Genomic DNA, 23,823 nt, shown 5'->3' on the forward strand with positions numbered 1-23,823 from the left:
AGGGATTCACTGCATGAGGAAAACACTACTCGCCCTGCTGCTGGCCTTTACCGGTGTCGCGCAGGCGCAAGTGCAACTCAAGGATGGTTATCCACAGCGCTACACCGTGGTGCGCGGTGACACGCTCTGGGACATTTCCGGGAAGTTTCTCCGCGAACCGTGGAAGTGGCCGCAGATCTGGCATGCCAATCCGCAGATCGCCAACCCCGACCTGATCTACCCCGGCGACACCCTGACCCTGCAGTTCGTCGACGGCCAGCCACGGCTGGTGGTCGAGCGTGGCGCGTCCCGGGGGACCATCAAGTTGTCGCCGCAGGTGCGCCGCTCGCCGGTGGCCGAGGCGATTCCGAGCATTCCGCTGGAGAAGATCAACGCCTTCCTGCTGAGCAACCGCATCGTCGACAGCGTCGAGGAGTTCAAGCGCGCGCCGTACATCCTGGCCGGCAACAACGAGCGGGTACTCAGCGGCATGGGCGACCGGATCTACGCGCGTGGCGCCTTCGACCCGACGCACAACGTGTATGGCCTGTTCCGCCAGGGCAAGGTCTACACCGACCCGCAGACCAAGGAATTCCTCGGCATCAACGCCGATGACATCGGTACCGGCGAGCTGCTGGCCACCGAGGGCGATGTCGGCACCCTGACGCTGCGTCGCACCACCGAGGAAGTGCGCCTCGGCGACCGGCTGTTCGTCAGCGAGGAGCGGCCGATCACCTCGACCTTCATGCCGAGTGCGCCCCAGTCTCAGGTCAACGGCGTGATCATAGATGTGCCACGAGGTGTTACACAGATCGGCGTCATGGACGTGGTGACGATCGACAAGGGACGCCGCGACGGGCTGGCCGAAGGCAATGTTCTCGCGGTGTTCAAGACCGGCGAGACGGTTCGCGACCGGGTCACCGGGCAACCGGTGAAGATTCCCGACGAACGTTCCGGCCTGCTGATGGTGTTCCGCACCTACGAAAAGCTCAGCTATGGTTTGGTACTCAATGCCACGCGGTCGCTGGCAGTGCAGGACAAGGTACGCAATCCGTAACGCTTGCCGCAGCGTCTGCGGCAGCTTGCCGAACAGGTTACTCACAGAGTTATCCACAGCTTGTCCAGGCTTGTGCACGACCGCCTCGGATCAAGGATGAGTGGATGTCACGGTCTGTGTGCAACACCCTGTCGCCGGCGGAGCTGGAAGCCCGCCTGCGTCTGCATCGCCTGCCGGAAATCGGCCCCCGGCGCTTTCTTCAACTGATCGACACCTTTGGTTCGGCCTCTTGCGCCCTGAGCGCCCCGGCCGCCGCCTGGCGGTCGCTGGGGTTGCCCGCAGGGAGTGCCGAGGCGCGCCGCAGCCCGTCCGTGCGCGATGGGGCCAGCGCTGCATTGGCCTGGCTAGAGCGTCCGGAGCAGCATTTGCTGATGTGGGACCAGGCCGCCTACCCGGCCCTGCTGGCCGAACTGGATGACGCCCCGCCACTGCTGTTCGTCGCCGGTGATCCGACCATTCTGGACAAGCCGCAACTGGCACTGGTCGGCAGCCGGCGGGCTTCCCGACCGGGCATTGACACCGCCGCCGCCTTCTCACGCAGCCTCGCCGCCGCCGGTTTTGTCATCACCAGCGGCCTGGCCCTGGGCATCGACGGTGCCGCCCACCAGGCTGCCCTGGACGTCGGCGGGCGGACGGTGGGCGTGCTCGGGACCGGGCTCGAGAAATTTTATCCACAGCGGCACCGCAGCCTGGCGCAGGCCATGATTGCCCAGGGCAGCGCCGTGGTGTCCGAGTTTCCCCTGGACGCCCCGCCGCAGCCTGGCAACTTTCCACGGCGCAACCGGATCATCAGCGGCTTGTCCCTCGGCGTACTGGTGGTCGAGGCCAGCGTCGGCAGTGGCTCGCTGATCACCGCCCGGCTGGCGGCGGAACAGGGGCGCGAGGTCTATGCCATCCCCGGTTCCATCCACCATCCCGGCGCGCGCGGTTGCCACCAGCTGATCCGCGATGGCGCAGTGCTGGTGGAAACGGTCGATGACATCCTGCAGAACCTGCGCGGCTGGCAGCGCATGCCGTCCAGCGTGCTGCCCGAGGCCCCAATCCACCCGCTGCTGGCCCTGTTGCATGCCGCGCCGCAGACCAGCGAAGCGCTGGCCCGGGCCTGTGGCTGGAGCCTGGCGCGGGTGCTGGCGGGCCTGACCGAACTGGAGCTGGAGGGCCGGGTGGCCAATGATGGTGGACGCTGGTTAGCTCGCAGCCCGACCTGAGGTAAACTGCGGGCAGCGTTGAATCCGGAGAGCAAGCAATGGTCAAGAGTTGGCGTGTGCAAGAAGCCGCACGAGAAGTTCGCGCAGGAGCGGTGATTGCCTATCCAACCGAAGCGGTCTGGGGGCTGGGGTGCGATCCCTGGAACGAAGAGGCGGTGGATCGGTTGCTGGCGCTGAAGAATCGTTCGGTGGACAAGGGCCTGATCCTGGTGGCGGACAACATCCGCCAGTTCGACTTCCTGTTCGAGGATTTCCCCGAGGAGTGGATCGATCGCATGGCCAGTACCTGGCCGGGGCCCAACACCTGGCTGGTGCCGCACCAGGACCTGCTGCCGGAGTGGGTCACCGGCCTTCACGATACCGTGGCCGTGCGGGTCAGCGATCACCCGCTGGTGCGTGACCTGTGCTCGCTGGTCGGGCCGCTGATCTCCACCTCCGCCAACCCCCAGGGCCGGCCGGCGGCCAGGACCCGGCTGCGGGTGGAGCAGTACTTCCGTGGGCAGCTGGACCTGGTGCTGGGCGGTCACCTGGGTGGGCGCAAGAACCCGAGCCTGATCCGCGACCTGGCGACGGGCAAGGTCGTACGCCCTTCGTAGCATGTGTATACACAGTCAGCGGTGAGCCCGCTTTTGTGGTGAGCGGGCTCGTCGGAACGCCGCACCGCCGCGCTGGGGCGCGAAGCGGCCCTGAGACCTACCGCCTCGTTTTTCCTGACACGCCGTGTACCCAGGCTTTGGGGGCGCCTTGCGCCCCAGCGCGGGCAAGCCCGCTCGCTACAAAGCGCGCTTGCTACAGGGCTCGCCTGCCCACGCTCGTCGTAGCGTGTGTACACGCAGTCAACGGTGAGCTCGCTTTTGTGGTGAGCGGGCTCGTCGGAACGCCGCACCGCCGCGCTGGGGCGCGAAGCGGCCCTGAGACCTACCGCCTCGTTTTTCCTGACACACCGTGTACCCAGGCTTTGGGGGCGCCTTGCGCCCCCAGCGCGGGCGAGCCCGCTCGCCACAAAGCGCGCTTGCTACAGGGCGTGCCTGCTCCCCACGGCGCCTCTATCTCAGGGGAGCAACACCGTCGAGCCGGTCGTCCGCCGTCCCGCCAGCTCGATCTGCGCTTTCGCCGCCTCGGCCAACCCATACCGCGCGCCGATCTCGATCTTCAACTGCCCACCGATCACCAGCCCGAACAACTCGTCAGCCATCGCCTGCAACTGCTGCGGGTTGCTGGCATAGGTGCCCAGGGTCGGCCGGGTCACGTACAGCGAGCCCTTGGCCGACAGAATCCCCAGGTTGACCCCTTCCACCGCGCCCGAGGCGTTGCCGAAGCTTACCAGCAGGCCGCGTGGCGACAGGCAGTCGAGCGACGTCAGCCAGGTGTCCTTGCCGACCCCATCGTAGACCACCGGGACCTTCTTGCCGTCGGTCAACTCCAGTACCCGCTTCACCACGTCCTCATGGCTGTAGTCGATGGTTTCCCAGGCCCCCAGGGACTTGGCATAGGCGGCTTTCTGCGCCGAGCTCACGGTGCCGATCAGCTTGGCGCCGATGGCCTTGGCCCATTGGCAGGCCAGCGCCCCGACACCGCCGGCGGCAGCGTGGAACAGCACGGTTTCACCCGCCTTGAGTTCGTGGGTCTGGCGCAGCAGGTACTGCACGGTCAGGCCCTTGAGCATGACCGCGGCGGCCTGTTCGAAGCTGAGCTGCTCCGGCAGCTTGACCAGGTGCGCTTGCGGCAGCACGTGAAACTCGCTGTAGGCGCCCAGCGGACCGGTGCCGTAGGCGACCCGGTCGCCGACCTTGAAACGGGTCACTTCGCTGCCGACCGCGTCGACGATCCCCGCGCCTTCGCCACCCAGCCCGGAAGGCAGGCTCGGCGGCGAGTACAGGCCACTGCGCCAGTAGGTGTCGATGAAATTCAGGCCGATGGCCCTGTTCTGTACCCTCACCTGCTGCGGCCCCGGTTCGGCAGGGGTGTAGTCGACATACTCGAGGACTTCGGGGCCACCATGGGCACGGAACTGGATTCGCTTGGCCATCGATACACTCCTTGAACTGATTCATTGCAAAGCCTGAGGACTGCCTATCGGACTCCTTCGCTTGATCTTCGTCAACTGCGACTGTCACGGGCGCGGTGTTATGCTACGGGCCCTTTGCCGGCGGCCGTCCGACGTGCCGCGTAGCTTTGCCCGATCCAAGGTGATGCCATGACTACCCGCACCGAGGCCGTTAAGGCCTACCTGCTCGACCTGCAAGACCGTATCTGCGCTGCGCTGGAAACCGAGGACGGCGGTACGCGTTTCGTCGAGGATGCCTGGACCCGCCCTGCCGGTGGCGGTGGCCGGACCCGAGTGATCGCCGATGGGCAGGTCATCGAGAAAGGCGGCGTGAATTTCTCCCACGTCTTCGGTGCCGGCCTGCCGCCGTCGGCCAGCGCCCACCGGCCGGAACTGGCCGGGCGCGGCTTCGAGGCGCTGGGCGTGTCGCTGGTGATTCACCCGCACAACCCCCACGTGCCGACTTCCCATGCGAACGTGCGGTTCTTCATTGCCGAGAAGGAAGGCGAGGAGCCGGTCTGGTGGTTCGGTGGCGGTTTCGACCTGACGCCCTACTACGGCAACGAGGAAGACTGCGTGCACTGGCACCGCGTCGCCGAGCAGGCCTGCGCGCCGTTCGGGGCCGACGTCTATCCGCGCTACAAGGCCTGGTGCGACAGCTACTTCCACCTCAAGCACCGCAACGAGCCACGGGGTATCGGTGGACTGTTCTTCGATGACCTGAACGAGTGGGATTTCGACACTTGCTTCGCCTTCATGCGGGCGATCGGCGATGCCTACATCGAGGCCTACCTGCCGATCGTGCAGCGCCGCAAGGCGCAGGCCTGGACTGAGCAGCAGCGCGAGTTCCAGGAGTACCGCCGGGGGCGTTACGTGGAGTTCAACCTGGTGTACGACCGTGGCACCCTGTTCGGCCTGCAATCGGGTGGGCGTACCGAGTCGATCCTGATGTCGCTGCCGCCGCAGGTGCGCTGGGGCTATGACTGGAAGGCCGAGCCGGGCAGCGAAGAGGCGCGGCTGACCGAGTACTTCCTGCAGGATCGCGATTGGCTGGCGCTCTAGCCGGTATCCTGCGGGATGGTGCGATCGCTGTCGCCGGTCAGGCACCATGCCCATGGAAGCAGGCTGTCTTTGGTTTGTCATTGATAAGCGGCCTTGGGGGCCCTGTTCGCGGATGAATCCGGCTCCCACAGCTTTGTGCCGCATACGGAACTGGTGGCTGCCTCCAGCCTTGTGGGAGCCGGATTCATCCGCGAACAAGGGCCCCCCAAGCTGTGCCTGCAACGATAGAATCCCACCCTACTGATCTGACCGCTGCCTGCCAGCCCACACAGGACCCTGTTTGATGGATCGTTACGTTGTCTTCGGCAATCCCATTGGCCACAGCAAGTCGCCGTTGATTCACCGTCTGTTCGCCGAGCAGACCGGCCAGCAACTGGACTACAGCACGCTGCTGGCGCCGCTCGACGATTTTTCCGGTTGTGCCCGGGCGTTTTTCCAGGAAGGCCGTGGAGCCAACGTCACCGTACCGTTCAAGGAAGAGGCGTTCCGCCTGGCTGACAGCCTGACCGATCGGGCGCGTCGTGCCGGGGCGGTGAACACCCTGAGCAAGCTGGCCGATGGCAGCCTGCTGGGCGACAACACCGACGGTGCCGGCCTGGTGCGTGACCTGGAGGTCAACGCCGGCTTCAGCCTGCAGGGCAAGCGTGTCCTGCTGCTCGGCGCCGGTGGCGCGGTACGCGGGGCGCTGGAGCCGCTGCTGGCGCAGCAGCCGGCTTCGCTGGTGATCGCCAACCGCACCGTCGAGAAGGCCGAGTTGCTGGCGGAGCTGTTCGCTGACCTGGGGCCGGTGTCCGCCAGTGGTTTCGACTGGTTGCAGGAGCCGGTGGACCTGATCATCAATGCCACCTCGGCCAGCCTGTCCGGCGATGTACCGCCGATTGCGTCGAGCCTGGTCGAGCCCGGCAAGACCGTCTGCTACGACATGATGTATGGCAAGGAGCCAACCGCATTCTGCCGCTGGGCCAGCGAGCGGTCCGCGGCGGTCGCGCTGGACGGCCTGGGCATGCTCGCCGAGCAGGCGGCGGTGGCTTTCGAGCTGTGGCGTGGCGTGCGCCCGGATACAGCGCCGGTACTGGCCGAGCTGCGGCGCCTGCTGGCCGCCTAGGCTATGTATGAAATCGCTTGAAACTTGGTTATGCGGCGTTAAAAACCGGCTCGGAATGCTCATTGACAACCAGTCAAGTCGGGCGCGACCCCGGCCGTTCCTCGCCGGTTTTTGCCTTGCCTAACCTGCGTTTCAAGCAATTTCATACACAGCCTAAGGCCCTCCAGGGCGGAGAAACCTCGGGTGAGTAGGCTCTTTTTGTGAATGGGCTTTTGTGGCGAGCGGGCTTGCCCGCGCTGGGGCGCGAAGCGGCCCTAAAACCTGACGCCCCGGTTTGCCTGATGCACCGCATGCTCAGGGTTTGGGGGCGCCTTGCGCCCCAGCGCGGCGGTGCGGCGTTCCGACAAGCCCGCTCGCCATAGGACTGCGTCCGCCATACAGTCTCGTTAATTGCCCGACTCGTTAGTGGAAGGACTCAATCCTCGAAGCGGATCGGGCACTTATCCACACCCTCGAGCTTGACCAGTTCCTCGACCACCTGCGCCCGCGCCTTGCGTAGCGTCAGGCTGCGGCCCTCCCGGGCCAGCCGGCGTGCTTCCTGGTGCAGCATCTCGACCCCGGAATAGTCGATGAAGTTGATCTGCTGCGCCTCGATCACCACTCGGGGACCTTTGAGCCGCTGCAGGCGCACCTGCAGGTAATGGCTGGCGCCGAAGAAGATCGACCCGCCGACCCTGAGCACTTCCTCGTCGCCATCGCGCCAATGCTGTACCCGTGGTTGCGAGGTGCGCTTGAGGTAGAAGAACAGCGAGGCCAGCACACCGGCGTAGATCGCCGTCTGCAGCTCCAGCAGCAGGGTCGCGACGCAGGTCAGCGCCATCACCACGAATTCCGCATGGCTGACCCGCAGCAGCGCGCGGATGCCGCGATGATCCACCAGCCCCCAGCTGATCAGCAGGATGCTGCCAGCCATGGCCGGAATCGGGATGTGGGCGATCAGCGCCGAGCCGCACACCGCGAACAGCGCCACCCACAGTGCCGAGAACACCCCGGCCAGCGGTGAACAGGCCCCGGCCTCGTAGCTGAGGGCGGCGCGGGTGAACGAACCGGCGGACAGGTAGCCGGAAAACAGGCTGCCGACGATGTTCGACAGGCCCTGGGCCCGGACTTCCTGGTTGGCGTCGAGCAACTGCTGCGAACGGGTGGACAACGAACGGGCGATCGACAGGCTCGTCACCAGGCCGAGCATGCCCACGGCGACCGCGCTGGGCAGCAGCCGCAGGAACGCTTCCAGGTCCAGTGGCAGCGGGCTGAACGGCGGCAGGCGCCCGGCGAAGCCCTTGACCAGTTGTACGTGGCCGAACATCCCGGGCCACAGCCAGACCAGCAGGCTGGACAGCACCAGGGTGATCAGCAGCGTGGGCCAGCGCGGCAGCAGCGACTTGAGCACCAGGCCCACCACCAGCGTGCCCAGGCCCAGGGCCAGCGAGGGCCGGTCCAGCTCGCCGAGATGCTGGATCAGCGCCAGCAGGCCGTTGAGCGCGGTGGCCTGGCTGGCAACATCGATCCCCATCAGGTTGGGCAATTGCCCGAGGGCGATGACCACGGCGGCACCGAGGGTGAAGCCGAGCACCACCGAATGCGAAACGAAGTTCACCAGCGCGCCGAAGCGCAGCATGCCCAGCAGCCACTGGAAAATCCCGGCGATGAAGGTCAGCAGCAGGATCAGGGTGATGTAGTCCTGGCTGCCGGGGACGGCCAGCGGGCTGACGCTGGCGAACAGGACGATGGAGATCGCCGCGGTGGGGCCGCAGATCAGGTGCCAGGACGAACCCCAGAGGCAGGCGATCAACACCGGGACAATCGCCGCGTAGAGCCCGTACGCCGGGGGCAGACCGGCGATCAGGGCGTAGGCGACCGATTGCGGCAAGGCGAGGATGGCGCCACTCAGGCCGACGATCAGGTCTCGGCTGACGCTGGCGCGGGTCTGCCTGGGCAGCCAGCTGAGAAATGGCAGGAATGCGTGGCGGTTGGTCCAGCCCATGGGTCTCTCGGTTGGATGAGTCGGTGTCGGGGACAGTTTGCCAGGCCGACACTTGAGTTGTGGATGCGGAACCTGTGGGAGCCGGATTTATCCGCGAAACTTTTTAGCGATCTCAAGGGCTTTTTCGCGGATAAATCCGGCTCCCACAGGTCCGGCTCCCACAGGTTTGATCGTTCCCACGCTCCGCGTGGGAATGCAGTCCGTGACACTCTGCGTCACAAGGGCGGACGCCGAGCGTCCAGGGAGCCATTCCCACGTCGAGCGTGGGAACGATCGGTGCACTTGAATGAAGCTCAGAGTTTGGCCTTCACCGCGGCCAGTCCATCCTGGCCATCGGCGGTCTTCACCCCGTCCAGCCACTTGTCCAGCACCGCCGGGTTGGCCTTGATCCAGCCCTTGGCCGCATCGGCGTTACTCAGCTTCTTGTTGGCGACTTCGGCCATGATGCTGTTTTCCATGTCGAGGGTGAAGCCCAGGTTGGAAAACAGCTTGCCGACGTTCGGACAGGCCTGTGCATAACCCTTGCGGGTTACGGTGTAGACGCTGCCGGTATCGCCGAAGTACTTCTCGCCGCCCTTGAGGTAGTGCATCTTGATCTGCACGTTCATCGGATGCGGCGTCCAGCCGAGGAACACCACGAACTTCTGTTTCTTGATCGACCGGCCGACCTCGGCCAGCATCGCCTGCTCGCTGGACTCCACCAGTTTCCACTGGCCCAGGTCGAACTCGTTGTTCTTGATGATCTGCGCCAGCGAGGCATTGGCCGGCGCGCCGGAGCCGATGCCATAGAGCTTCTTGTCGAACTTGTCGGCGAACTTGTGCAGGTCGGCGAAGTCATGCACGCCGGCGTCCCACACATAATCCGGGACCGCCAGGGTGAATTCGGTGCCCTCGAGATTCTTCGCCAGTTGGGTGACGTCACCGCTGCCGATGAACTTGTCGTAGAAGCCCTGCTGCGCCGGCATCCAGTTGCCGAGGAACACGTCGACCTGGCCGTCCTTGAGCCCGCCGTAGGTGATCGGCACCGCCAGGGTGTCGACCTTGGCCTTGTAGCCCAGGCTGTCGAGCAGCAGGCTGGCGATGGCGTTGGTCGCGGCGATGTCGCTCCAGCCCGGATCGGCCATCTTCACCGTGTCGCAGGCCGGGTCGGCGTAGGCGCCCAGGCTGCTCGCGGCCAGCAGTCCGGCGCAGAGGATTGTGGATAACTTCTTCATGGCTTCCCCTTCTGTTCGTTATTGATTTTGGCAGGGTTGTGGATAACGAGCCTTGCGCTCCAGATCGTCGAGGTCGATGTGGTTGCGCATGTATTGCTGACTGGCGTCTACCATCGGCTGGTGGTCCCAGCTCTTCAGCTTTCCGAGGGTCAGGGCGTCGGCGACGAAGCGCCGGCGTCGCTGGCTGGCGAGCACCTGTTGGTGGATCGCCGGGATATTCCATTTCGCCCGGGCTTCGGCCAGGAAGTCGTTGAACAGCGTCTGGTGGAGCGGTGACTGGCTGAGTTCTTCCTCTTCGCGTGGATCGTTGTGGATATCGTAGAGCAGGCACGGATCGTCTTCGCTGTAGACGAACTTGTAGGCGCCGCGGCGGATCATCATCAACGGACTGACGGTGCCTTCGGCCATGTATTCGCCGAACACCTCGTCGTGCCCGCCCTCGCCCGTCAGGTGCGGCAGCAGCGAGCGACCGTCGAGCGGCAGGTCGGCCTGCACGCTGCCGCCGGCCAGTTCCACCAGGGTCGGCAGCAGGTCGGCGGTGGATACCGCGGCGCCAACCCGGTTGGCGGCGAACTGCCCCGGTGCGCTGATCAGCAGCGGTACCCGGGCGGACATCTCGAACCAGTGCATCTTGTACCAGAGCCCGCGCTCGCCGAGCATGTCGCCGTGGTCGCCGGAGAACACGATGATGGTGTCGTCGGCCAGGCCCACGTCTTCCAGCGTCTGCAGCAGCTTGCCGACGTTGCTGTCGATGTAGCTGCAGGCACCGAAATAGGCACGGCGGGCGTCGCGGATCTTATCCACAGGCAGTGGCTTGTCCCACAGGTCGTAGACCTTGAGCAGGCGTTGCGAGTGCGGGTCGAGGCTGTCCTGGGCCGGCGTGTGCGGCAGCGGGATGTCCTCGTCGCGGTACAGGTCCCAGAACGCCTTGGGGATGGTGTACGGGTCATGCGGGTGGGTCATCGACACGGTCAGGCAGAACGGCCGGTCACCGTCTTCGCGCACGTGGTCGAACAGGTATTGCTGGGCCTTGAACACCACCTCTTCATCGAAATCCAGCTGGTTGGTGCGCACGCAGGGCCCGGCCTGCAGCACCGAGGACATGTTGTGGTACCAGCTGGGGCGTACGTCCGGCTCGTCCCAGTTCACCGCCCAGCCGTAGTCGGCCGGGTAGATATCGCTGGTCAGGCGTTCCTCGTAGCCGTGGAGCTGGTCGGGGCCGCAGAAGTGCATCTTGCCCGACAGCGCGGTGCGATAACCCAGGCGGCGCAGGTAGTGGGCATAGGTCGGGACGTCGGCGGGGAAATCGGCGGCGTTGTCGTAGGCGCCGATCCTGCTCGGCAACTGGCCGCTGACCAGGGTGAAGCGCGAGGGTGCACACAGCGGGCTGTTGCAGTAGGCGGCGTCGAAGACCACGCCCTGGGCCGCCAGCCGGCTCAGGTTCGGCAGCTTGATCGGCGACGGGCCGTAGAGTGGCAACAGCGGGGCGGCCATCTGGTCGGCCATGATGAAGAGAATGTTCTTGCGCTTCATGGTATCGCGGCGTTCCATAGTCAATTGTTATGCGATAGTGCTGCGATCGAGGATGTAGCCAGCACCTGTTGCCGGTAAAGCCCACGCCACACAATGACTAGGATAAGTACAGCTTATGTTTGATGCGCTGGGTGACCTGTCCCTCGACCTGCTGCGGGTGTTCGAAGCGGCGGCCCGTCATCGCAGCTTCACCGCCGCGGCGGTGGAGTTGGGTACCACCCAGCCGGCGATCAGCCAGCAGATCAAGCGCCTGGAGGAGCAGCTGGCGACGCGGCTGTTCGACCGCATCTACCGCGGCATCGAGCTGACCGAGGCCGGGTCGCTGCTGTTCGAGCAGGTCCAGGCCGGGCTCGAGAGTATCGACAGCGGTTTGAGCGCGGTGACCGCCCACAGCCGGCATGAGGTGCTGCAGGTCGCTACCGACTTCGCCTTTGCCGCCTACTGGCTGATGCCGCGCCTGCACCGCTTCCACGCGGCCAATCCGCTGGTCGACGTCAGCCTGGTCACCAGTGAACGCAGCCACAACATGCTGCGTACCGATATCGACGTGGCCGTGCTGTTCGGTCAGGGCCGCTTCAAGCAGGGCGAAAGCCACTGGCTGTTCAGCGAGGAAGTGTTCCCGGTGTGCAGCCCGCAATTGCTCCACGGCCGCCAACGGCCGCTGGCGACCGAAGCCTTGCTGGAGTTTCCGCTGCTGCACCTCAAGGGTGAGAGCAGCAGCCACTGGTTCGACTGGAGCGGGGTATTTCGCGAGCTGGGCCTGACCAGCGCACCGGCACCGGGACAATTGCGCTTCGACAACTACACCCTGCTGATCCAGGCGGCGATCGGCGGCCAGGGCGTGGCCATCGGTTGGCGCCACCTTGTGGATAACCTGCTGGAGCAGGGCCTGTTGTGCCGGCCGATCAACCAGACGGTGCTGTCGACCTTCGGCTACTACGTCGTGCTGCCGCCGCGCAAACGGCGCGGATCATTGATCCAGCGTTTCTTCGACTGGTTGATGGCCGAGCAGGCCAACAGTGCGCAATCACTGGTTGGGCTGGGCTTGCCGTCGATTGCGGTGTAGCGTGGGGCGATCAGTCAGAATCGACGAAAGAGAGCGGTATGCAAGCAATCAAGGGTTATCACGCCCACGTCTACTTCGATGCCTCGACCCTCGCCCAGGCCCGGGAGCTGTGCGAGCGGGCAGCGGCGACGTTTGCGCTGAAGATGGGGCGGGTGCATGAGCGGCTGGTGGGGCCGCATCCGGACTGGAGCTGCCAGTTGGCGTTCGATGCCGAGCAGTTCGGTGCCGTCGTGCCGTGGCTGGCGCTCAATCGCCAGGGCCTGGTGGTGTTCACTCACCCGCTGACAGGCGATGACCTGGCGGATCACCGCGACCACGCCATCTGGATGGGCGCGGTGCGGCCGTTGGATCTGTCGATCTTCTGATCGGTAGGAATGGTCGCCTTCGGCGGATTCGCCAGCAAGCCGGCTTGCTGGCGATAACGGTCCTGTCACCGCCGCCAATCCGCGGGATCAGTACAACACGTTGTTCAGCACTTCATAGACGATCCCGGTGCCGATCGCGATCAGCGCCACATCGCCACCGACCCGGCGCCATTCATAGCCGTGGTAGGCCGGCAGGCGCGCCACGGCACGTGGGTCCAGGCGCTCACCGTAATAGCCGTGGGGCAGCGGCTGGCCGCGCACGATATGGATACCGGGCGGTGGCGGTGCACCCCGGGTGAAGTGTTCACGGTGGTCATGGATGATCTGCCGCACCGGCCCGAAGTCCTGCGGTGGACGCCGCCAGTTGGGCTCGCCCGGGCCACGGTCGGGCCCCCTGTCCGGCCCTCTTCCCGGATCCGGGTGATCGTAGCCACCGCGGTCGTGGTCCGGACCACGGCCATCGTATTGTGGCGCCGCCTGCAACAGCGAACTGGCACCCAGCATCAACACACCAAGGCCGGCGACCAGGCGTTTGGACATTTTCATCGTGGCTTTCCTCACTACAGCCAATACAGCGGAAGGAGGTTCGAAGAAGGGGCTTCAAACCTCCTGGGTCTCACTGGCTTAGTCTGCGTGGGCAGGCATAGATTCCTTTGTATCAGGAACTTTACTCTCGCTGCTAAAGCACCTTTCCATGCCGCAAGAACAGACTCTGTGGTTCAACTTCCGGAGGCTGAACTTCGTACTTGTTGCAGGTGAATATGAGTCTTGCCGTCGCCTCCATCCACTATCGAGGTAGTGATGTATCGGCAGCCCTGGCGGAACACCTTGTAGCGGGTCTCGCCGGCCTGCGCTTCGCTGGGGTTGCCTTCGATGACAAGGACAACGTTGGCACCTGCCCTGCCAGAGGGCGCCGGATCTACCGGTAGAAACTTGTTGATGGGCACGGATCCCTTATCCACCAGCCGGTTTTTATAGAGAGCGATTTCCTTCTCGGACATGAACGTTTCGTAGCGATAGGAGTCGGTTCGTTCGCAGACCTGTTCTGAAAAACCATCATTCAGGAGTCGGGTCAGATCCTTATGGGAAATATTCTTGAGATTTTCCGGAAAAGCCGGTTTCTTACTCGTCTCCTTGTTGATGTAGTCGACCGCCCCCGGCTTGATGAAAAGCTCGAAGGCGGATTTCGTCATTGCCTTTTTTATTTCTACCCGATCCTGATATTTTTGTTGCTGTACATAGGTTTCATCCAGAGCATCCTGATATTTTTTCATACTGACGATGTTGCTTTCCAGGGCCTTGCGCTGGATGTCGACGTTCGATATCTCTTCCAATATCGTGATGTCCGTTCGTTTGCCGACACTGTTGATCCTTGCACCGATGTACTCGTTAAGCTTGGTTATCTTGGCAGAGGCTTGGTTGTAGCCGCCGTCATATTTTTCTGAGGGTGCGACTGTAGTTTTTTTATTGAAAATCTTGTCGTATTTCTCAGCCCAATAGATTTTCACCCCTTTTCGTGGTGTTATATATATGTGATCGTCCTTATGGCGCACGAAAGGCCGTTTATTTTCACTCAACTTCCAGAATGACGTGAATTTTCGGTATCTGCTGCAATGTGATTTGTAATGTTCGATGGCTGTTTTCAATTCGTTGGCGATCGCCTGGTGCTCGGTTATACGCTGCTCCTGCTCACGAAATATCCTTTCCCGGTTGTGAACATGAGCAAGCCCGTCGACCAATCCGTTAATCTTTTTCTGGCATTTATGAAGATCGTTGGGAGCGTTCAGGATGTTCTGAACATTCCTGTTTCCGATTCCGAATGGCATGCCTTCTCCTGTGTGCAGAATTAAAATAACCTGGCAACAGGCCATTCCTGTCGAGAATGGCCCACTTCCTGAGTGTCCTGGCAGACTCTGGTGAGTTATGTTTTGGTAGCGGCCCGGTTAAATGGGTTTGAATTCCAGAAGGAGGTAAGTTCACTGACTTTACCTTTGTTTATTACCCGTCTGTCGTCGACGAAATCGACCTGGGTCGAATTTTTCTCTTTCAGAATATCTGTCAAGCGTGGACTAAGTTCGTCTTTGAATGTTTCATAAAATTTCTTCTCTATCGCGGCGGCAGACATCTGGGCAAGCGTTGGGTCTGAGTTGAATAGTTCATCGAACGCTCGGTCTGTGGCGTTTCCAGGGCTTATCCCGTTGTCAGGTCGGTCAGGAACCACCGCTGGCGGTTCGTTTAGGATGACCTGGACGCAAGCGTCAGGCTTGGGTTTTCGGGGTGGTTTGGGGGGCGCCAGCGCTTTGGGGACCGGGTTTTGCGGTGCGACAGGGCTCAGGACGCTGGCGGCTTCAGGTGGCGGGTCTGGTATGAACGGTGGCGGTTCGTCGTCATCGTCCCCTACAGCTCCGGAGTTGAGCATTTCATCAAAATTGATTTGGTTCAGGGTCTGTCGTTGACTCTTCTCCAAGCGCTCGACCATATCCTCAAGCCGCACTCTCTGGCCAGGGCTGGCAATGTTGTGCGACTTCGGGTTGAAGGGCGCTTTCGAATATCCACCATCGTTGAGTCCCAGTCTCATAGCCAGTTTTTTGGAAAAGCTGAGGCTACCGCTGACGATCCACTCATCATTTTTCCTCGAGTAATGCAGGAAGGCTTTCCCGGGCTGGTTTTCGACCTTTTCCAGTCGATGTTTGAGGACGATCTTTTGCAGCGGATCCTTGAGGTCTTTCATATCTGCATGTAGCTGTCTGAGAACTCCAAGCTGCTTGTTGGATTCCCTCTGATCGGGAGCGTTTTTTCCAGCCTGTATCTGCAGGCTGATCTTTGAGGCTTTTCCCGCGTGCTCGCTCTGCAACAGCCCAGGGAAAAGGGTTGGGAGACCTGATAGGGGGGCGAAGGGATGCATCATGAGGGCCCATTCTGAGATCAAGACGATCCAGTACCTGGGTACTGGCGCGATCCGCCGTTCAAAAGGGCGGTACGCGCGTCGAATGGTTGGCGCTTGAAGGCGTGTGCACTTCCATTAAACGCCCATTGCCGCTGAATCGGTTAGCACCTCTGAACACGGGGTAGGCAAAGGATTATTGCGCCCACAAAAAAGGGCCTCGGTGCCGTAGCACTGAAGCCCCTGGGGGTCGCGAATGTTCGCTGGATCAGTGGCGCGCGCTGCGCACGCCTTCCGCCAGTGCCGCGCACAGGCTCAGCACGCCGTCGACGGCCTGTTCGCCGGTCTCGGCCTTGGCAATCTGGTCGATCAGCGCCGAGCCGACCACCACGCCGTCCGCCAGGCGGGCGATGGCCGCAGCCTGTTCCGGTGTACGGATGCCGAAGCCGATGCTGATCGGCAGGTCGGTGTGGCGACGCAGGCGGGTGACCGCCTCCTCGACGTGTTCCAGGGTGGCCGAACCGGCACCGGTCACGCCCGCGACCGAGACGTAGTAGACGAAGCCCGAACTGCCGTTCAGGACGGTCGGCAGGCGGCCGTCGTCGGTGGTCGGGGTGGTCAGGCGGATGAAGTCCAGGCCGGCGGCCTGGGCCGGGTCGCACAGTTCGCCGTTATGTTCCGGCGGCAGGTCGACCACGATCAGGCCATCGACACCGGCGGCCTTGGCCTCTTCGATGAAGCGTGCCACGCCGTAGTAGTGGATCGGGTTGAAGTAACCCATCAGCACCAGCGGGGTATCGTTGTTCTCGGCACGGAACTCGCGAACCATCTGCAGGGTTTTCGCCAGGTTCTGTTTGGCGGCCAGGGCGCGGATGTTCGCCAGCTGGATCGCCGGGCCGTCAGCCATTGGATCGGTGAAGGGCATGCCCAGCTCGATCACGTCGGCACCGGCCTTGGGCAGCCCCTTGAGGATCGCCAGGGAGGTGTCGTAGCCCGGGTCGCCGGCGGTGACGAAGGTCACCAGGGCGGCGCGGTTCTGTTGTTTCAGCTCGGCAAAGCGGGCTTGCAGGCGGCTCATCAGTGTTTCTCCTGCTGGGACTGTTGCATGTGGTGCATGACGGTTTGCATGTCCTTGTCACCGCGACCGGACAGGTTGACCACCATCAGGTGATCCTTGGGCAGGTTCGGCGCGCGCTTGAAGACTTCGGCCAGGGCGTGGGAGCTTTCCAGCGCCGGGATGATGCCTTCGAGGCGGCAGCACTGGTGGAACGCGGCCAGCGCTTCGTCATCGGTGATCGAGGTGTACTGGACGCGGCCGATGTCGTGCAACCAGGCGTGTTCCGGGCCGATGCCGGGGTAGTCCAGGCCGGCGGAGATCGAGTGGGCGTCGATGATCTGGCCGTCGTCGTCCTGCAGCAGGAAAGTCCGGTTGCCGTGCAGTACGCCCGGTACGCCGCCGTTCAGGCTGGCGGCGTGCTTGCCGGTTTCGATGCCGTGGCCGGCCGCTTCGACACCGATGATTTCGACGCTGGTGTCATCGAGGAACGGGTGGAACAGGCCCATGGCGTTGGAGCCGCCGCCGATGCAGGCCACCAGGCTGTCGGGCAGGCGCCCTTCCTTCGCTTGCAGCTGCTCGCGGGTCTCCTTGCCGATCACCGCCTGGAAGTCGCGAACCATGGCCGGGTACGGGTGTGGGCCGGCGACGGTGCCGATCAGGTAGAAGGTGCTGTCGACGTTGGTCACCCAGTCACGCAGCGCTTCGTTCATCGCGTCCTTCAGGGTGCCGGTGCCGGCGACCACCGGGATCACCTCGGCGCCCAGCAGTTTCATGCGGAACACGTTGGCCTGCTGGCGCTCGATGTCGGTGGTGCCCATGTAGATCACGCACTGCAGGCCGAAACGCGCGGCCACGGTGGCGGTGGCCACGCCGTGCATGCCGGCGCCGGTCTCGGCGATGATGCGTTTCTTGCCCATGCGTCGCGCCAGCAGGATCTGGCCGATGCAGTTGTTGATCTTGTGCGCGCCGGTGTGGTTCAGCTCTTCGCGCTTGAGGTAGATCTTCGCGCCGCCGCAGTGTTCGGTCAGGCGTTCGGCGAAGTACAGCGGGCTCGGACGGCCGACGTAGTCGCGCTGGAAGTAGGCCAGTTCCTCGATGAACGCCGGGTCGGCCTTGGCGGCCTCGTACTCGCGGTTCAGGTCGAGGATCAGTGGCATCAGGGTTTCAGCCACATAGCGGCCGCCGAATGCGCCGAACAGGCCATTGGCATCGGGGCCGCTGCGCAGGGTGGACTGGGTCATGGGAGGCTCCAGGTGGTGAGAGAATGAACAATGGGTTCACTCTAACCACGACAGGCGCGGATGAAAACCGATAAGATCGCCACAACCTGTCAGGAAAACTCACAGATATCATGAGCCGCGACCTGCCCCCGCTCAATGCCTTGCGCGCCTTCGAGGCCACCGCCCGCCTGAACAGCGTCAGCCAGGCTGCCGAACAGCTGCACGTGACCCATGGCGCGGTCAGCCGGCAGTTGAAGGTGCTTGAGGAGCATTTGGGGCTGAGCCTGTTCGTCAAGGATGGGCGTGGCCTGAAACTCACAGATGCCGGTATCCGTCTGCGCGATGCCAGCGCCGAGGCCTTCGAGCGGCTGCGCACGGTCTGTGCCGAGCTGACCCGCGATTCTAGCGATGCGCCGTTCGTCCTCGGTTGTTCCGGCAGCCTGCTGGCGCGCTGGTTCATCCCGCGGCTCGGGCGGCTGAACGCCGACCTGCCGGACCTGCGCCTGCACCTGTCGGCCGGTGAAGGTGACCTGGACCCGCGCAAGCCGGGTCTCGATGCCCTGCTGCTGTTCGCCGAGCCGCCATGGCCGGCGGACATGCAGGTGCACGAGCTGGCCTGCGAGCGGATCGGCCCGGTGATGAGCCCGCACTTTTCCCGTTATGAGGCGTTGCGCACGGCGCCGGCCCGCGCGCTGGTGGGCGAGCCGCTGCTGCATACCACTTCACGGCCGCAGGCGTGGCCGAGTTGGGCGCAAGGCAAGGGTGTCGACGTGGCCGACTTGAAGTATGGGCAGGGTTTCGAGCACCTGTACTACCTGCTGGAAGCGGCAGTGGCCGGGCTTGGCGTGGCGATCGCGCCACAGGCGCTGGTAGCGGACGACTTGCGCGCGGGTCGGCTGGTCGCACCGTGGGGTTTCAATGAAACCCCCGGGCGACTGGCCTTGTGGCTGCCGGGGCGCGCCGTGGACGGGCGCGCCCTGCAGCTGGCGCAGTGGCTCAAGGCCGAATTGGACAACGGCGCCTGAAGGGACTCAATCCCCGCGCTTGCACAGCAGGTAGGCCGCCAGCAGCCCCAGGGCACCGACGGCCACGCCGGCCGTGGTCCAGGGATGTTCCTGGGCGTAGTCGCGGGTGGCGATCCCGGTCTCGCGGGTCTTGACCTTGACCTCCTCGTAGGCGTCGCTGAGCAGATGGCGCGAGTGCCGCAGGGCGCTCTCGGCGTTGCTCCTGAGCGCCTTGAGGGTCTTGCGCGACTCGTCCGAAGCGTCGTCCTTCAGGCTTTCCAGGGACTTGAGCAGGCTCTCGATCTCCGCTTCCATGCTTTGCAGTGCAGCTTTACGCAACGATGAACTGGCCATATCGGCTCTCCTCTCAGTGATGGATGGCGTATGAGAGGTCCGACTGCACCGGTTGGAGAAAGTGCAGAAAATCTGCAAACCGCTGTTCGGGCCCTGGTTCCGGCCCCCTGGAGAATCACTGCTAGGCTGTCCCTGAAGCCTTAAAGCCCAAGGAGAACAGCATGAGTGACCATCACACCTACAAGAAGATCGAACTGGTCGGTTCCTCGCCCAACAGCATCGAGGAAGCGATCAACAACGCCCTGGCCGAGGCCGGCAAGAGCCTCAAGCACCTGGAGTGGTTCGAGGTCGTGGACACCCGCGGCCACATCCGTGACAACAAGGCGGCGCACTTCCAGGTGACGCTCAAGGTCGGGTTCAAGATCGCCAACAGTTGAGCAAATGCTGGCCAATGTGAACTAGTGCACTGGCCGACTGCCATAATGATTGCTATACAGAGGGCTCCATCAAGCCTCATGTGCGTCGCCCAAAAGCCGACGCACTTTTTTTGATCCGACCAGGGAATGTGACCGATGAAGAAGCTGATGTTGGCGCTGGGTTTGTTGAGTATCGCGGGAACGACCCTTGCGGCCGGAAAGCCATGCGAAGAGCTGGAAAGGGAGATCAAGGACAAGCTGGAGGCCAAGGGCGTGCACGGCTATGCACTGCAGATCCTCGACCGCGCCACCGGCGAGAAAGGCGCCGATGGCAAGGTGGTAGCTACCTGTGAAGGCGGCACCAAGGTCATCACCTACAAGCGCAAGTAAGCGCGAGCAGGATCAGGGCCGGCGCAAGGCGCCGGCTTTTTCTTGGGCGTCGATCAGGCTTCGCCCTTCATCACCCGCGACAGCAGCTCGTAGGAGTGCAGCCGATCGGCGTGTTCGTACAGGTCACAGGTGAAGATCAGCTCGTCGGCCTGGGTCTGTTCGACCAGTACTTCCAGGCGGGCACGGATCTTCTGTGGGCTGCCGACCATCGCCAGGCCGAGGAAACTGGACACGGCTTCTTTCTCATGGGGCAGCCACAGGCCGTCCATGCTCTGCACCGGAGGTCGTTGCACCAGGCTCTGGCCACGCATCAGCGCGAGGATGCGCTGGTAGACCGAGGTCGCCAGGTAGTCGGCCTGCTCGTCGGTGTCGGCCGCCACCAGCGGTACGCCGAGCATCACGTAGGGCTTGTCGAGGACGTCCGAGGGCTTGAAGTGGTTGCGATAGACGCGGATCGCCTCATGCATGTAGCGCGGGGCGAAATGCGAGGCGAAGGCGTACGGCAGGCCGCGCTCGCCGGCCAGTTGCGCACTGAACAGGCTCGAACCGAGCAGCCAGACCGGGACCTGGGTGCCGGTACCGGGCACGGCGATCACACGCTGGTCGGGGGTGCGCGGGCCGAGGTACTTCATCAGCTCGGCGACGTCTTCCGGGAAGTCGTCGGAACTGCCCGAACGCTCGCGGCGCAGGGCGTGGGCGGTCATCTGGTCGGAACCGGGCGCGCGGCCCAGGCCGAGGTCGATCCGGCCCGGATAGAGGCTCTCCAGGGTGCCGAACTGTTCGGCGATCACCAGCGGCGCGTGGTTGGGCAACATCACCCCGCCGGAGCCGACGCGGATGCTCGAGGTGCCGCCGGCGAGGTAGGCCAACAGCACCGAGGTGGCCGAACTGGCGATACCGTCCATGTTGTGGTGCTCGGCCACCCAGAAGCGGGTGAAGCCGCATTTCTCCACGTGCCGGGCCAGGTCCAGCGAGTTGCGCAGCGACTGTGCGGGGCCGCCGTCCTGGCGCACGGGCACCAGGTCGAGGGTGGAAAACTTGACGTCGGACAAGCGCTTCATAAGCCTGTTACTCCTTTTTGAGGGACAGGTTTGCGAGGCGCGGCGAAGGACCTGTCGATGCTCTGGGCAATATGGGCATATACCCGAGTTTCAAGAGCAGTCTGAATTTTTAGCCTGCAGAAATCAAAGACAACTCCTACAAGATGAACTTTGAGGTACCGACTATCCTCAAAATTTTCGTCTGGCGCGAACCTGCGCCGGCTCTTTAGGAGGCTGTGATGAGTATCAAGAAGAAAGCATCGGCTCACTGGGAAGGCGACCTGAAAACCGGCATCGGCTCCATCTCCACCGAAACCGGCGTGCTGCGCGAGGCACCCTACGGCTTCAAGGCGCGTTTCGAGGGTGGACGTGGCACCAACCCGGAAGAACTGATCGGCGCGGCCCATGCCGGCTGCTTTTCCATGGCCTTTTCGATGATCCTCGGCGAGGCCGGGCTCAAGGCCGACAGCATCGATACCAACGCCGAGGTGACGCTGGACCAGGTCGATGGCGGTTTCGCCATTACCGCGGTACACCTGATCCTCAAGGCGAAGATCCCCGGTGCCAGCCAGCAGCAGTTCGATGAACTGAGCCGGAAGGCCAAGGAAGGCTGCCCGGTGTCCAAGGTGCTGAACGCGAAGATCAGCCTGGACGCGACGCTGCTGGGCTGATCCGCAGCCCTGCCCTGCCGTTATGGAGGCAGTCAATCCTGTGGGAGCCGGCTCCCACAATGACTGCCTCTGCTTCAGGTTGTGAGGCGAGTCAGAACTTGGTTCTGCGGTTTGTGGTCGAATCAGCATGCGGCAACTGATTGCGTACGCCCTTGCGACGCGTTGCCGCCAGAAGGAGTCTGATCATGAAACGTATTGCCCTGGGTATTTTCTGTTGCGTACTGGCGGCGCAGGCACTGGCGGCCCCGAAGGACTGCCAGGAGTTGAAGAGTGAGATCGAGGTGAAGATCCAGGCCAACGCCGTGCCCTCCTACACCCTGGAAATCGTCTCCCGGGAGGAGGCTGAGAAGCATGATGTCGCCATGGTGGTTGGCACTTGCGAGAACGGCACCAAGGCGATCATCTACCAGAAGAACGACGCCTGATCCCTACGGGATGCAGATCACCCGCTCATCCGAGGCGATCTGCACGCCCTTGTCGTCGTATAGCCGGGCACTGGCCTGGAAGCCAAGGGCAACACCCTCCAGGTGATAACGCCGGCCGGCCTCGAAGTTCGGGTAGCTCATGCTGATGTAGCAGATCCGCTGCAGCGGATCGGTGTTCATCGCCATGCCGCCGATGTACACGTCGTAGTCGAAGCGTACGGTCAGTTCATGGGCTCCCGGTGACACCTGGAAGAAGCGCCCGTCGTCGAGACGCTGTTTGTCCAGGGTTTCGGCCATGACCAGGGTGCCGGTATGCGTGCCCAGGTCGATCCAGGCCATGTTTGGGTCGACCGCCGGCAATGGTCCGGCACAGCCGCCGAGACTGGCGAGGACAAGGAAGGTAAGCAGCTTGCGCATGATGGAATTCGCTCGGTGATAGGGGCTCAGCATACCTGTGATCGACGCTTGCGCCCGAGGATGGCGAATCATTCATGGAACATTTTTCGTTCCACGCGATAGTCTTGCCGCACACCCCGACTGGATGATCCGCATGCCGCACCGGCCACTCGTTCCCATTCTACGCCTTGGGCTGGCAGGTCTGCTGCTGCTCGTGGGGGGTTGCAGCAGCCTGGACTACTACAGCCAGCTGGCCAGCGGGCAACTGGGTCTCCTGCGCGCCCGTGAACCGGTGGCCGAGGTGATCGCCGACCCCAGCCGGCCGCAGGCGTTGCGCGAACACCTGCTCCATGCCCAGCAGGCGCGGGCCTTTGCCAGCGAACACCTGCACCTGCCGGACAACCGCAGTTACCGGCTGTATGCCGATATCAAGCGACCCTATGTGGTGTGGAATGTGTTCGCCACGCCGGAGTTTTCCCTGACGCCGCAAAGCCACTGTTTCCCCATCGCCGGCTGTGTCGCCTATCGCGGCTACTACAGCCAGGGTGCGGCTCGTGGCGAGGCCGCCGTGCAGCGCCAGCAGGGCCTGGACGTTTACATCGGCGGGGTCGAGGCCTACTCGACGCTGGGCTGGTTCGACGACCCGATCCTCAGTTCGATGATGAATTGGGGCGAGGAGCGCCTGGCAACGCTGATCTTCCATGAGCTGGCGCACCAGCGTTTCTATGTGAAGGACGACACCGAGTTCAACGAGTCCTACGCCAACTTCGTCGAGCAGGAAGGCACCCGCCAATGGCGTGCGGCACGGGGGTTGCCGACGACCCTGGGCAACGAGACGCAGCAGAAGGATCAGTTCATCACGCTGGTGCTGGAGACCCGCAAGCGCTTGCAGGCGCTCTACGCGCTACCGCTGCCGGCCGAGCAGATGCGCGCGCGCAAGGCCGCCGAGTTCGAGCGGCTGCGCCAGGAATACCGGCGCTTGCAGGCGACACAATGGGCCGGCGACAAGCGCTACGACGGCTGGATCAATACCCCGCTGAACAATGCCAAGCTGCTGCCGTTCGGGCTGTATGACCAGTGGGTGCCGGCGTTTGCCGCGTTGTTCAAACAGGTCAACGGCGATTGGCCGGCGTTTTTCACGGCGGTCGAGAAGCTGGGTGGTCTGCCGGCGGATGAGCGCCGGGCGGCGTTGCAAAAGTTGATGGATGGCCGCCAGCACGCTCGATTGAGATGAGCGGGCATGTGTGGCGAGCGGGCTTGTCGGGACGCCGCACCGCCGCGCTGGGGCGCAAGGCGCCCCCAAACCTGGTAACCAAGACTTGCCTGACACACCGAATGCCCTGGATTCAGGGCCGCTCCGCAGCCCAACGCGGGCAAGCCCGCTCGCCACAGGAATCTGCAAGAGC

The 23,823-nt window shown here is 63.5% G+C and carries 25 protein-coding genes; 13 read left to right on the top strand and 12 right to left on the bottom strand.

What is annotated here, in order from left to right:
- Positions 1-13: 13 nt before the first annotated feature.
- From HU752_RS01160 to tsaC, 3 genes are all read left to right on the top strand, one after another.
- The gene (locus HU752_RS01160) at positions 14-1,036 is read left to right on the top strand and encodes a LysM peptidoglycan-binding domain-containing protein (protein ID WP_186686567.1); all 1,023 of its coding nucleotides are present in this window, start codon (positions 14-16) and stop codon (positions 1,034-1,036) included.
- A gap of 104 nt (positions 1,037-1,140) precedes the next feature.
- The gene (gene dprA / locus HU752_RS01165; RefSeq protein ID WP_186686577.1) at positions 1,141-2,244 is read left to right on the top strand and encodes a DNA-processing protein DprA; all 1,104 of its coding nucleotides are present in this window, start codon (positions 1,141-1,143) and stop codon (positions 2,242-2,244) included.
- Between the two features lie 38 nt (positions 2,245-2,282).
- On the top strand, positions 2,283-2,840 hold the full coding sequence (gene tsaC / locus HU752_RS01170; protein WP_186686579.1) for an L-threonylcarbamoyladenylate synthase type 1 TsaC: 558 nt from the start codon (positions 2,283-2,285) through the stop codon (positions 2,838-2,840).
- A gap of 455 nt (positions 2,841-3,295) precedes the next feature.
- Here tsaC and HU752_RS01175 read toward each other — a convergent pair whose 3' ends face one another.
- Positions 3,296-4,273 (bottom strand): NADPH:quinone reductase, encoded by a 978-nt coding sequence (locus tag HU752_RS01175; protein WP_186686794.1) that lies wholly within the window; start codon positions 4,271-4,273, stop codon positions 3,296-3,298.
- A gap of 168 nt (positions 4,274-4,441) precedes the next feature.
- Between HU752_RS01175 and hemF the strand changes: the two genes are divergently transcribed.
- Both hemF and aroE read left to right on the top strand, forming a co-directional pair.
- On the top strand, positions 4,442-5,353 hold the full coding sequence (gene hemF / locus HU752_RS01180; RefSeq protein WP_186686796.1) for an oxygen-dependent coproporphyrinogen oxidase: 912 nt from the start codon (positions 4,442-4,444) through the stop codon (positions 5,351-5,353).
- Between the two features lie 283 nt (positions 5,354-5,636).
- The gene (gene aroE, locus HU752_RS01185; protein ID WP_186686798.1) at positions 5,637-6,458 is read left to right on the top strand and encodes a shikimate dehydrogenase; all 822 of its coding nucleotides are present in this window, start codon (positions 5,637-5,639) and stop codon (positions 6,456-6,458) included.
- Between the two features lie 415 nt (positions 6,459-6,873).
- Here the strand turns inward: aroE and HU752_RS01190 are convergent, their stop codons facing one another.
- The 3 genes from HU752_RS01190 to betC form a co-directional block, all read right to left on the bottom strand.
- Positions 6,874-8,442 carry a SulP family inorganic anion transporter gene (locus tag HU752_RS01190; RefSeq protein ID WP_186686800.1) on the bottom strand — a complete coding sequence of 523 codons (1,569 nt, stop codon included), beginning with the start codon at positions 8,440-8,442 and terminating at the stop codon, positions 6,874-6,876.
- A 293-nt stretch (positions 8,443-8,735) separates the two neighbouring features.
- A complete protein-coding gene (gene choX / locus HU752_RS01195; RefSeq protein ID WP_186686811.1) occupies positions 8,736-9,656 on the bottom strand; it encodes a choline ABC transporter substrate-binding protein in 921 nt (306 codons plus the stop codon).
- An 18-nt stretch (positions 9,657-9,674) separates the two neighbouring features.
- Positions 9,675-11,189, bottom strand: coding sequence for a choline-sulfatase (betC, locus tag HU752_RS01200; RefSeq protein ID WP_186686814.1), 1,515 nt, complete (start codon positions 11,187-11,189; stop codon positions 9,675-9,677).
- A 115-nt stretch (positions 11,190-11,304) separates the two neighbouring features.
- Here betC and HU752_RS01205 point away from each other — a divergent pair, with 115 nt between their 5' ends.
- Both HU752_RS01205 and HU752_RS01210 read left to right on the top strand, forming a co-directional pair.
- On the top strand, positions 11,305-12,255 hold the full coding sequence (locus tag HU752_RS01205; RefSeq protein WP_186686817.1) for a choline sulfate utilization transcriptional regulator: 951 nt from the start codon (positions 11,305-11,307) through the stop codon (positions 12,253-12,255).
- Between the two features lie 38 nt (positions 12,256-12,293).
- Positions 12,294-12,620, top strand: a complete 327-nt coding sequence (locus tag HU752_RS01210; protein WP_186686820.1) for a DOPA 4,5-dioxygenase family protein — start codon at positions 12,294-12,296, stop codon at positions 12,618-12,620.
- A gap of 87 nt (positions 12,621-12,707) precedes the next feature.
- Here HU752_RS01210 and HU752_RS01215 read toward each other — a convergent pair whose 3' ends face one another.
- From HU752_RS01215 to trpB, 5 genes are all read right to left on the bottom strand, one after another.
- Positions 12,708-13,166, bottom strand: coding sequence for an anti-virulence regulator CigR family protein (locus HU752_RS01215; RefSeq protein ID WP_186686822.1), 459 nt, complete (start codon positions 13,164-13,166; stop codon positions 12,708-12,710).
- Positions 13,167-13,339: 173 nt separating this feature from the next.
- Positions 13,340-14,446, bottom strand: coding sequence for a hypothetical protein (locus tag HU752_RS01220; RefSeq protein WP_186686823.1), 1,107 nt, complete (start codon positions 14,444-14,446; stop codon positions 13,340-13,342).
- A 95-nt stretch (positions 14,447-14,541) separates the two neighbouring features.
- Complete coding sequence (locus tag HU752_RS01225; RefSeq protein ID WP_186686825.1) at positions 14,542-15,528, bottom strand: hypothetical protein; 987 nt, start codon at positions 15,526-15,528, stop codon at positions 14,542-14,544.
- Positions 15,529-15,772: 244 nt separating this feature from the next.
- On the bottom strand, positions 15,773-16,582 hold the full coding sequence (gene trpA, locus HU752_RS01230) for a tryptophan synthase subunit alpha (RefSeq protein ID WP_186686827.1): 810 nt from the start codon (positions 16,580-16,582) through the stop codon (positions 15,773-15,775).
- Positions 16,582-17,802, bottom strand: coding sequence for a tryptophan synthase subunit beta (gene trpB / locus HU752_RS01235; RefSeq protein WP_017902534.1), 1,221 nt, complete (start codon positions 17,800-17,802; stop codon positions 16,582-16,584). Before trpB ends, trpA begins: the two co-directional genes overlap by 1 nt.
- 110 nt (positions 17,803-17,912) lie before the next feature.
- Here trpB and HU752_RS01240 point away from each other — a divergent pair, with 110 nt between their 5' ends.
- A complete protein-coding gene (locus HU752_RS01240; protein WP_186686830.1) occupies positions 17,913-18,806 on the top strand; it encodes a LysR family transcriptional regulator in 894 nt (297 codons plus the stop codon).
- A gap of 6 nt (positions 18,807-18,812) precedes the next feature.
- Here the strand turns inward: HU752_RS01240 and HU752_RS01245 are convergent, their stop codons facing one another.
- Positions 18,813-19,139 carry an ElaB/YgaM/YqjD family protein gene (locus HU752_RS01245; RefSeq protein ID WP_017902536.1) on the bottom strand — a complete coding sequence of 109 codons (327 nt, stop codon included), beginning with the start codon at positions 19,137-19,139 and terminating at the stop codon, positions 18,813-18,815.
- 161 nt (positions 19,140-19,300) lie between these two features.
- On the opposite strand from HU752_RS01245, the gene HU752_RS01250 reads away from it, so the two are divergent.
- Positions 19,301-19,516 (top strand): dodecin, encoded by a 216-nt coding sequence (locus tag HU752_RS01250; RefSeq protein ID WP_017902537.1) that lies wholly within the window; start codon positions 19,301-19,303, stop codon positions 19,514-19,516.
- 135 nt (positions 19,517-19,651) lie between these two features.
- On the top strand, positions 19,652-19,885 hold the full coding sequence (locus HU752_RS01255) for a DUF1161 domain-containing protein (RefSeq protein WP_186686832.1): 234 nt from the start codon (positions 19,652-19,654) through the stop codon (positions 19,883-19,885).
- Positions 19,886-19,938: 53 nt separating this feature from the next.
- Here the strand turns inward: HU752_RS01255 and HU752_RS01260 are convergent, their stop codons facing one another.
- Positions 19,939-20,946 (bottom strand): LLM class flavin-dependent oxidoreductase, encoded by a 1,008-nt coding sequence (locus HU752_RS01260; protein WP_186686834.1) that lies wholly within the window; start codon positions 20,944-20,946, stop codon positions 19,939-19,941.
- A gap of 218 nt (positions 20,947-21,164) precedes the next feature.
- Here HU752_RS01260 and HU752_RS01265 point away from each other — a divergent pair, with 218 nt between their 5' ends.
- Both HU752_RS01265 and HU752_RS01270 read left to right on the top strand, forming a co-directional pair.
- Positions 21,165-21,596, top strand: a complete 432-nt coding sequence (locus HU752_RS01265; protein ID WP_186686836.1) for an OsmC family protein — start codon at positions 21,165-21,167, stop codon at positions 21,594-21,596.
- A 185-nt stretch (positions 21,597-21,781) separates the two neighbouring features.
- A complete protein-coding gene (locus tag HU752_RS01270; protein WP_186686838.1) occupies positions 21,782-22,021 on the top strand; it encodes a DUF1161 domain-containing protein in 240 nt (79 codons plus the stop codon).
- 3 nt (positions 22,022-22,024) lie between these two features.
- Here the strand turns inward: HU752_RS01270 and HU752_RS01275 are convergent, their stop codons facing one another.
- A complete protein-coding gene (locus tag HU752_RS01275) occupies positions 22,025-22,438 on the bottom strand; it encodes a PA0061/PA0062 family lipoprotein (protein ID WP_186686840.1) in 414 nt (137 codons plus the stop codon).
- Positions 22,439-22,571: 133 nt separating this feature from the next.
- Between HU752_RS01275 and HU752_RS01280 the strand changes: the two genes are divergently transcribed.
- Positions 22,572-23,651: an aminopeptidase gene (locus HU752_RS01280; protein WP_186686842.1), complete on the top strand. Its 1,080-nt coding sequence runs from the start codon at positions 22,572-22,574 to the stop codon at positions 23,649-23,651.
- Positions 23,652-23,823: the final 172 nt, after the last annotated feature.

The organism is Pseudomonas vanderleydeniana, assembly GCF_014268755.2.
Taxonomy (GTDB): domain Bacteria; phylum Pseudomonadota; class Gammaproteobacteria; order Pseudomonadales; family Pseudomonadaceae; genus Aquipseudomonas; species Aquipseudomonas vanderleydeniana.

Excerpts from the sequence above, each read along its gene's own strand:
- HU752_RS01160 (WP_186686567.1), top strand. The coding sequence starts at position 14 with ATGAGGAAAACACTACTCGCCCTGCTGCTGGCCTTTACCGGTGTCGCG.
- dprA (WP_186686577.1), top strand. The coding sequence starts at position 1,141 with ATGTCACGGTCTGTGTGCAACACCCTGTCGCCGGCGGAGCTGGAAGCC.
- tsaC (WP_186686579.1), top strand. The coding sequence starts at position 2,283 with ATGGTCAAGAGTTGGCGTGTGCAAGAAGCCGCACGAGAAGTTCGCGCA.
- HU752_RS01175 (WP_186686794.1), bottom strand. The coding sequence starts at position 4,273 with ATGGCCAAGCGAATCCAGTTCCGTGCCCATGGTGGCCCCGAAGTCCTC.
- hemF (WP_186686796.1), top strand. The coding sequence starts at position 4,442 with ATGACTACCCGCACCGAGGCCGTTAAGGCCTACCTGCTCGACCTGCAA.
- aroE (WP_186686798.1), top strand. The coding sequence starts at position 5,637 with ATGGATCGTTACGTTGTCTTCGGCAATCCCATTGGCCACAGCAAGTCG.
- HU752_RS01190 (WP_186686800.1), bottom strand. The coding sequence starts at position 8,442 with ATGGGCTGGACCAACCGCCACGCATTCCTGCCATTTCTCAGCTGGCTG.
- choX (WP_186686811.1), bottom strand. The coding sequence starts at position 9,656 with ATGAAGAAGTTATCCACAATCCTCTGCGCCGGACTGCTGGCCGCGAGC.
- betC (WP_186686814.1), bottom strand. The coding sequence starts at position 11,189 with ATGAAGCGCAAGAACATTCTCTTCATCATGGCCGACCAGATGGCCGCC.
- HU752_RS01205 (WP_186686817.1), top strand. The coding sequence starts at position 11,305 with ATGTTTGATGCGCTGGGTGACCTGTCCCTCGACCTGCTGCGGGTGTTC.
- HU752_RS01210 (WP_186686820.1), top strand. The coding sequence starts at position 12,294 with ATGCAAGCAATCAAGGGTTATCACGCCCACGTCTACTTCGATGCCTCG.
- HU752_RS01215 (WP_186686822.1), bottom strand. The coding sequence starts at position 13,166 with ATGAAAATGTCCAAACGCCTGGTCGCCGGCCTTGGTGTGTTGATGCTG.
- HU752_RS01220 (WP_186686823.1), bottom strand. The coding sequence starts at position 14,446 with ATGCCATTCGGAATCGGAAACAGGAATGTTCAGAACATCCTGAACGCT.
- HU752_RS01225 (WP_186686825.1), bottom strand. The coding sequence starts at position 15,528 with ATGATGCATCCCTTCGCCCCCCTATCAGGTCTCCCAACCCTTTTCCCT.
- trpA (WP_186686827.1), bottom strand. The coding sequence starts at position 16,582 with ATGAGCCGCCTGCAAGCCCGCTTTGCCGAGCTGAAACAACAGAACCGC.
- trpB (WP_017902534.1), bottom strand. The coding sequence starts at position 17,802 with ATGACCCAGTCCACCCTGCGCAGCGGCCCCGATGCCAATGGCCTGTTC.
- HU752_RS01240 (WP_186686830.1), top strand. The coding sequence starts at position 17,913 with ATGAGCCGCGACCTGCCCCCGCTCAATGCCTTGCGCGCCTTCGAGGCC.
- HU752_RS01245 (WP_017902536.1), bottom strand. The coding sequence starts at position 19,139 with ATGGCCAGTTCATCGTTGCGTAAAGCTGCACTGCAAAGCATGGAAGCG.
- HU752_RS01250 (WP_017902537.1), top strand. The coding sequence starts at position 19,301 with ATGAGTGACCATCACACCTACAAGAAGATCGAACTGGTCGGTTCCTCG.
- HU752_RS01255 (WP_186686832.1), top strand. The coding sequence starts at position 19,652 with ATGAAGAAGCTGATGTTGGCGCTGGGTTTGTTGAGTATCGCGGGAACG.
- HU752_RS01260 (WP_186686834.1), bottom strand. The coding sequence starts at position 20,946 with ATGAAGCGCTTGTCCGACGTCAAGTTTTCCACCCTCGACCTGGTGCCC.
- HU752_RS01265 (WP_186686836.1), top strand. The coding sequence starts at position 21,165 with ATGAGTATCAAGAAGAAAGCATCGGCTCACTGGGAAGGCGACCTGAAA.
- HU752_RS01270 (WP_186686838.1), top strand. The coding sequence starts at position 21,782 with ATGAAACGTATTGCCCTGGGTATTTTCTGTTGCGTACTGGCGGCGCAG.
- HU752_RS01275 (WP_186686840.1), bottom strand. The coding sequence starts at position 22,438 with ATGCGCAAGCTGCTTACCTTCCTTGTCCTCGCCAGTCTCGGCGGCTGT.
- HU752_RS01280 (WP_186686842.1), top strand. The coding sequence starts at position 22,572 with ATGCCGCACCGGCCACTCGTTCCCATTCTACGCCTTGGGCTGGCAGGT.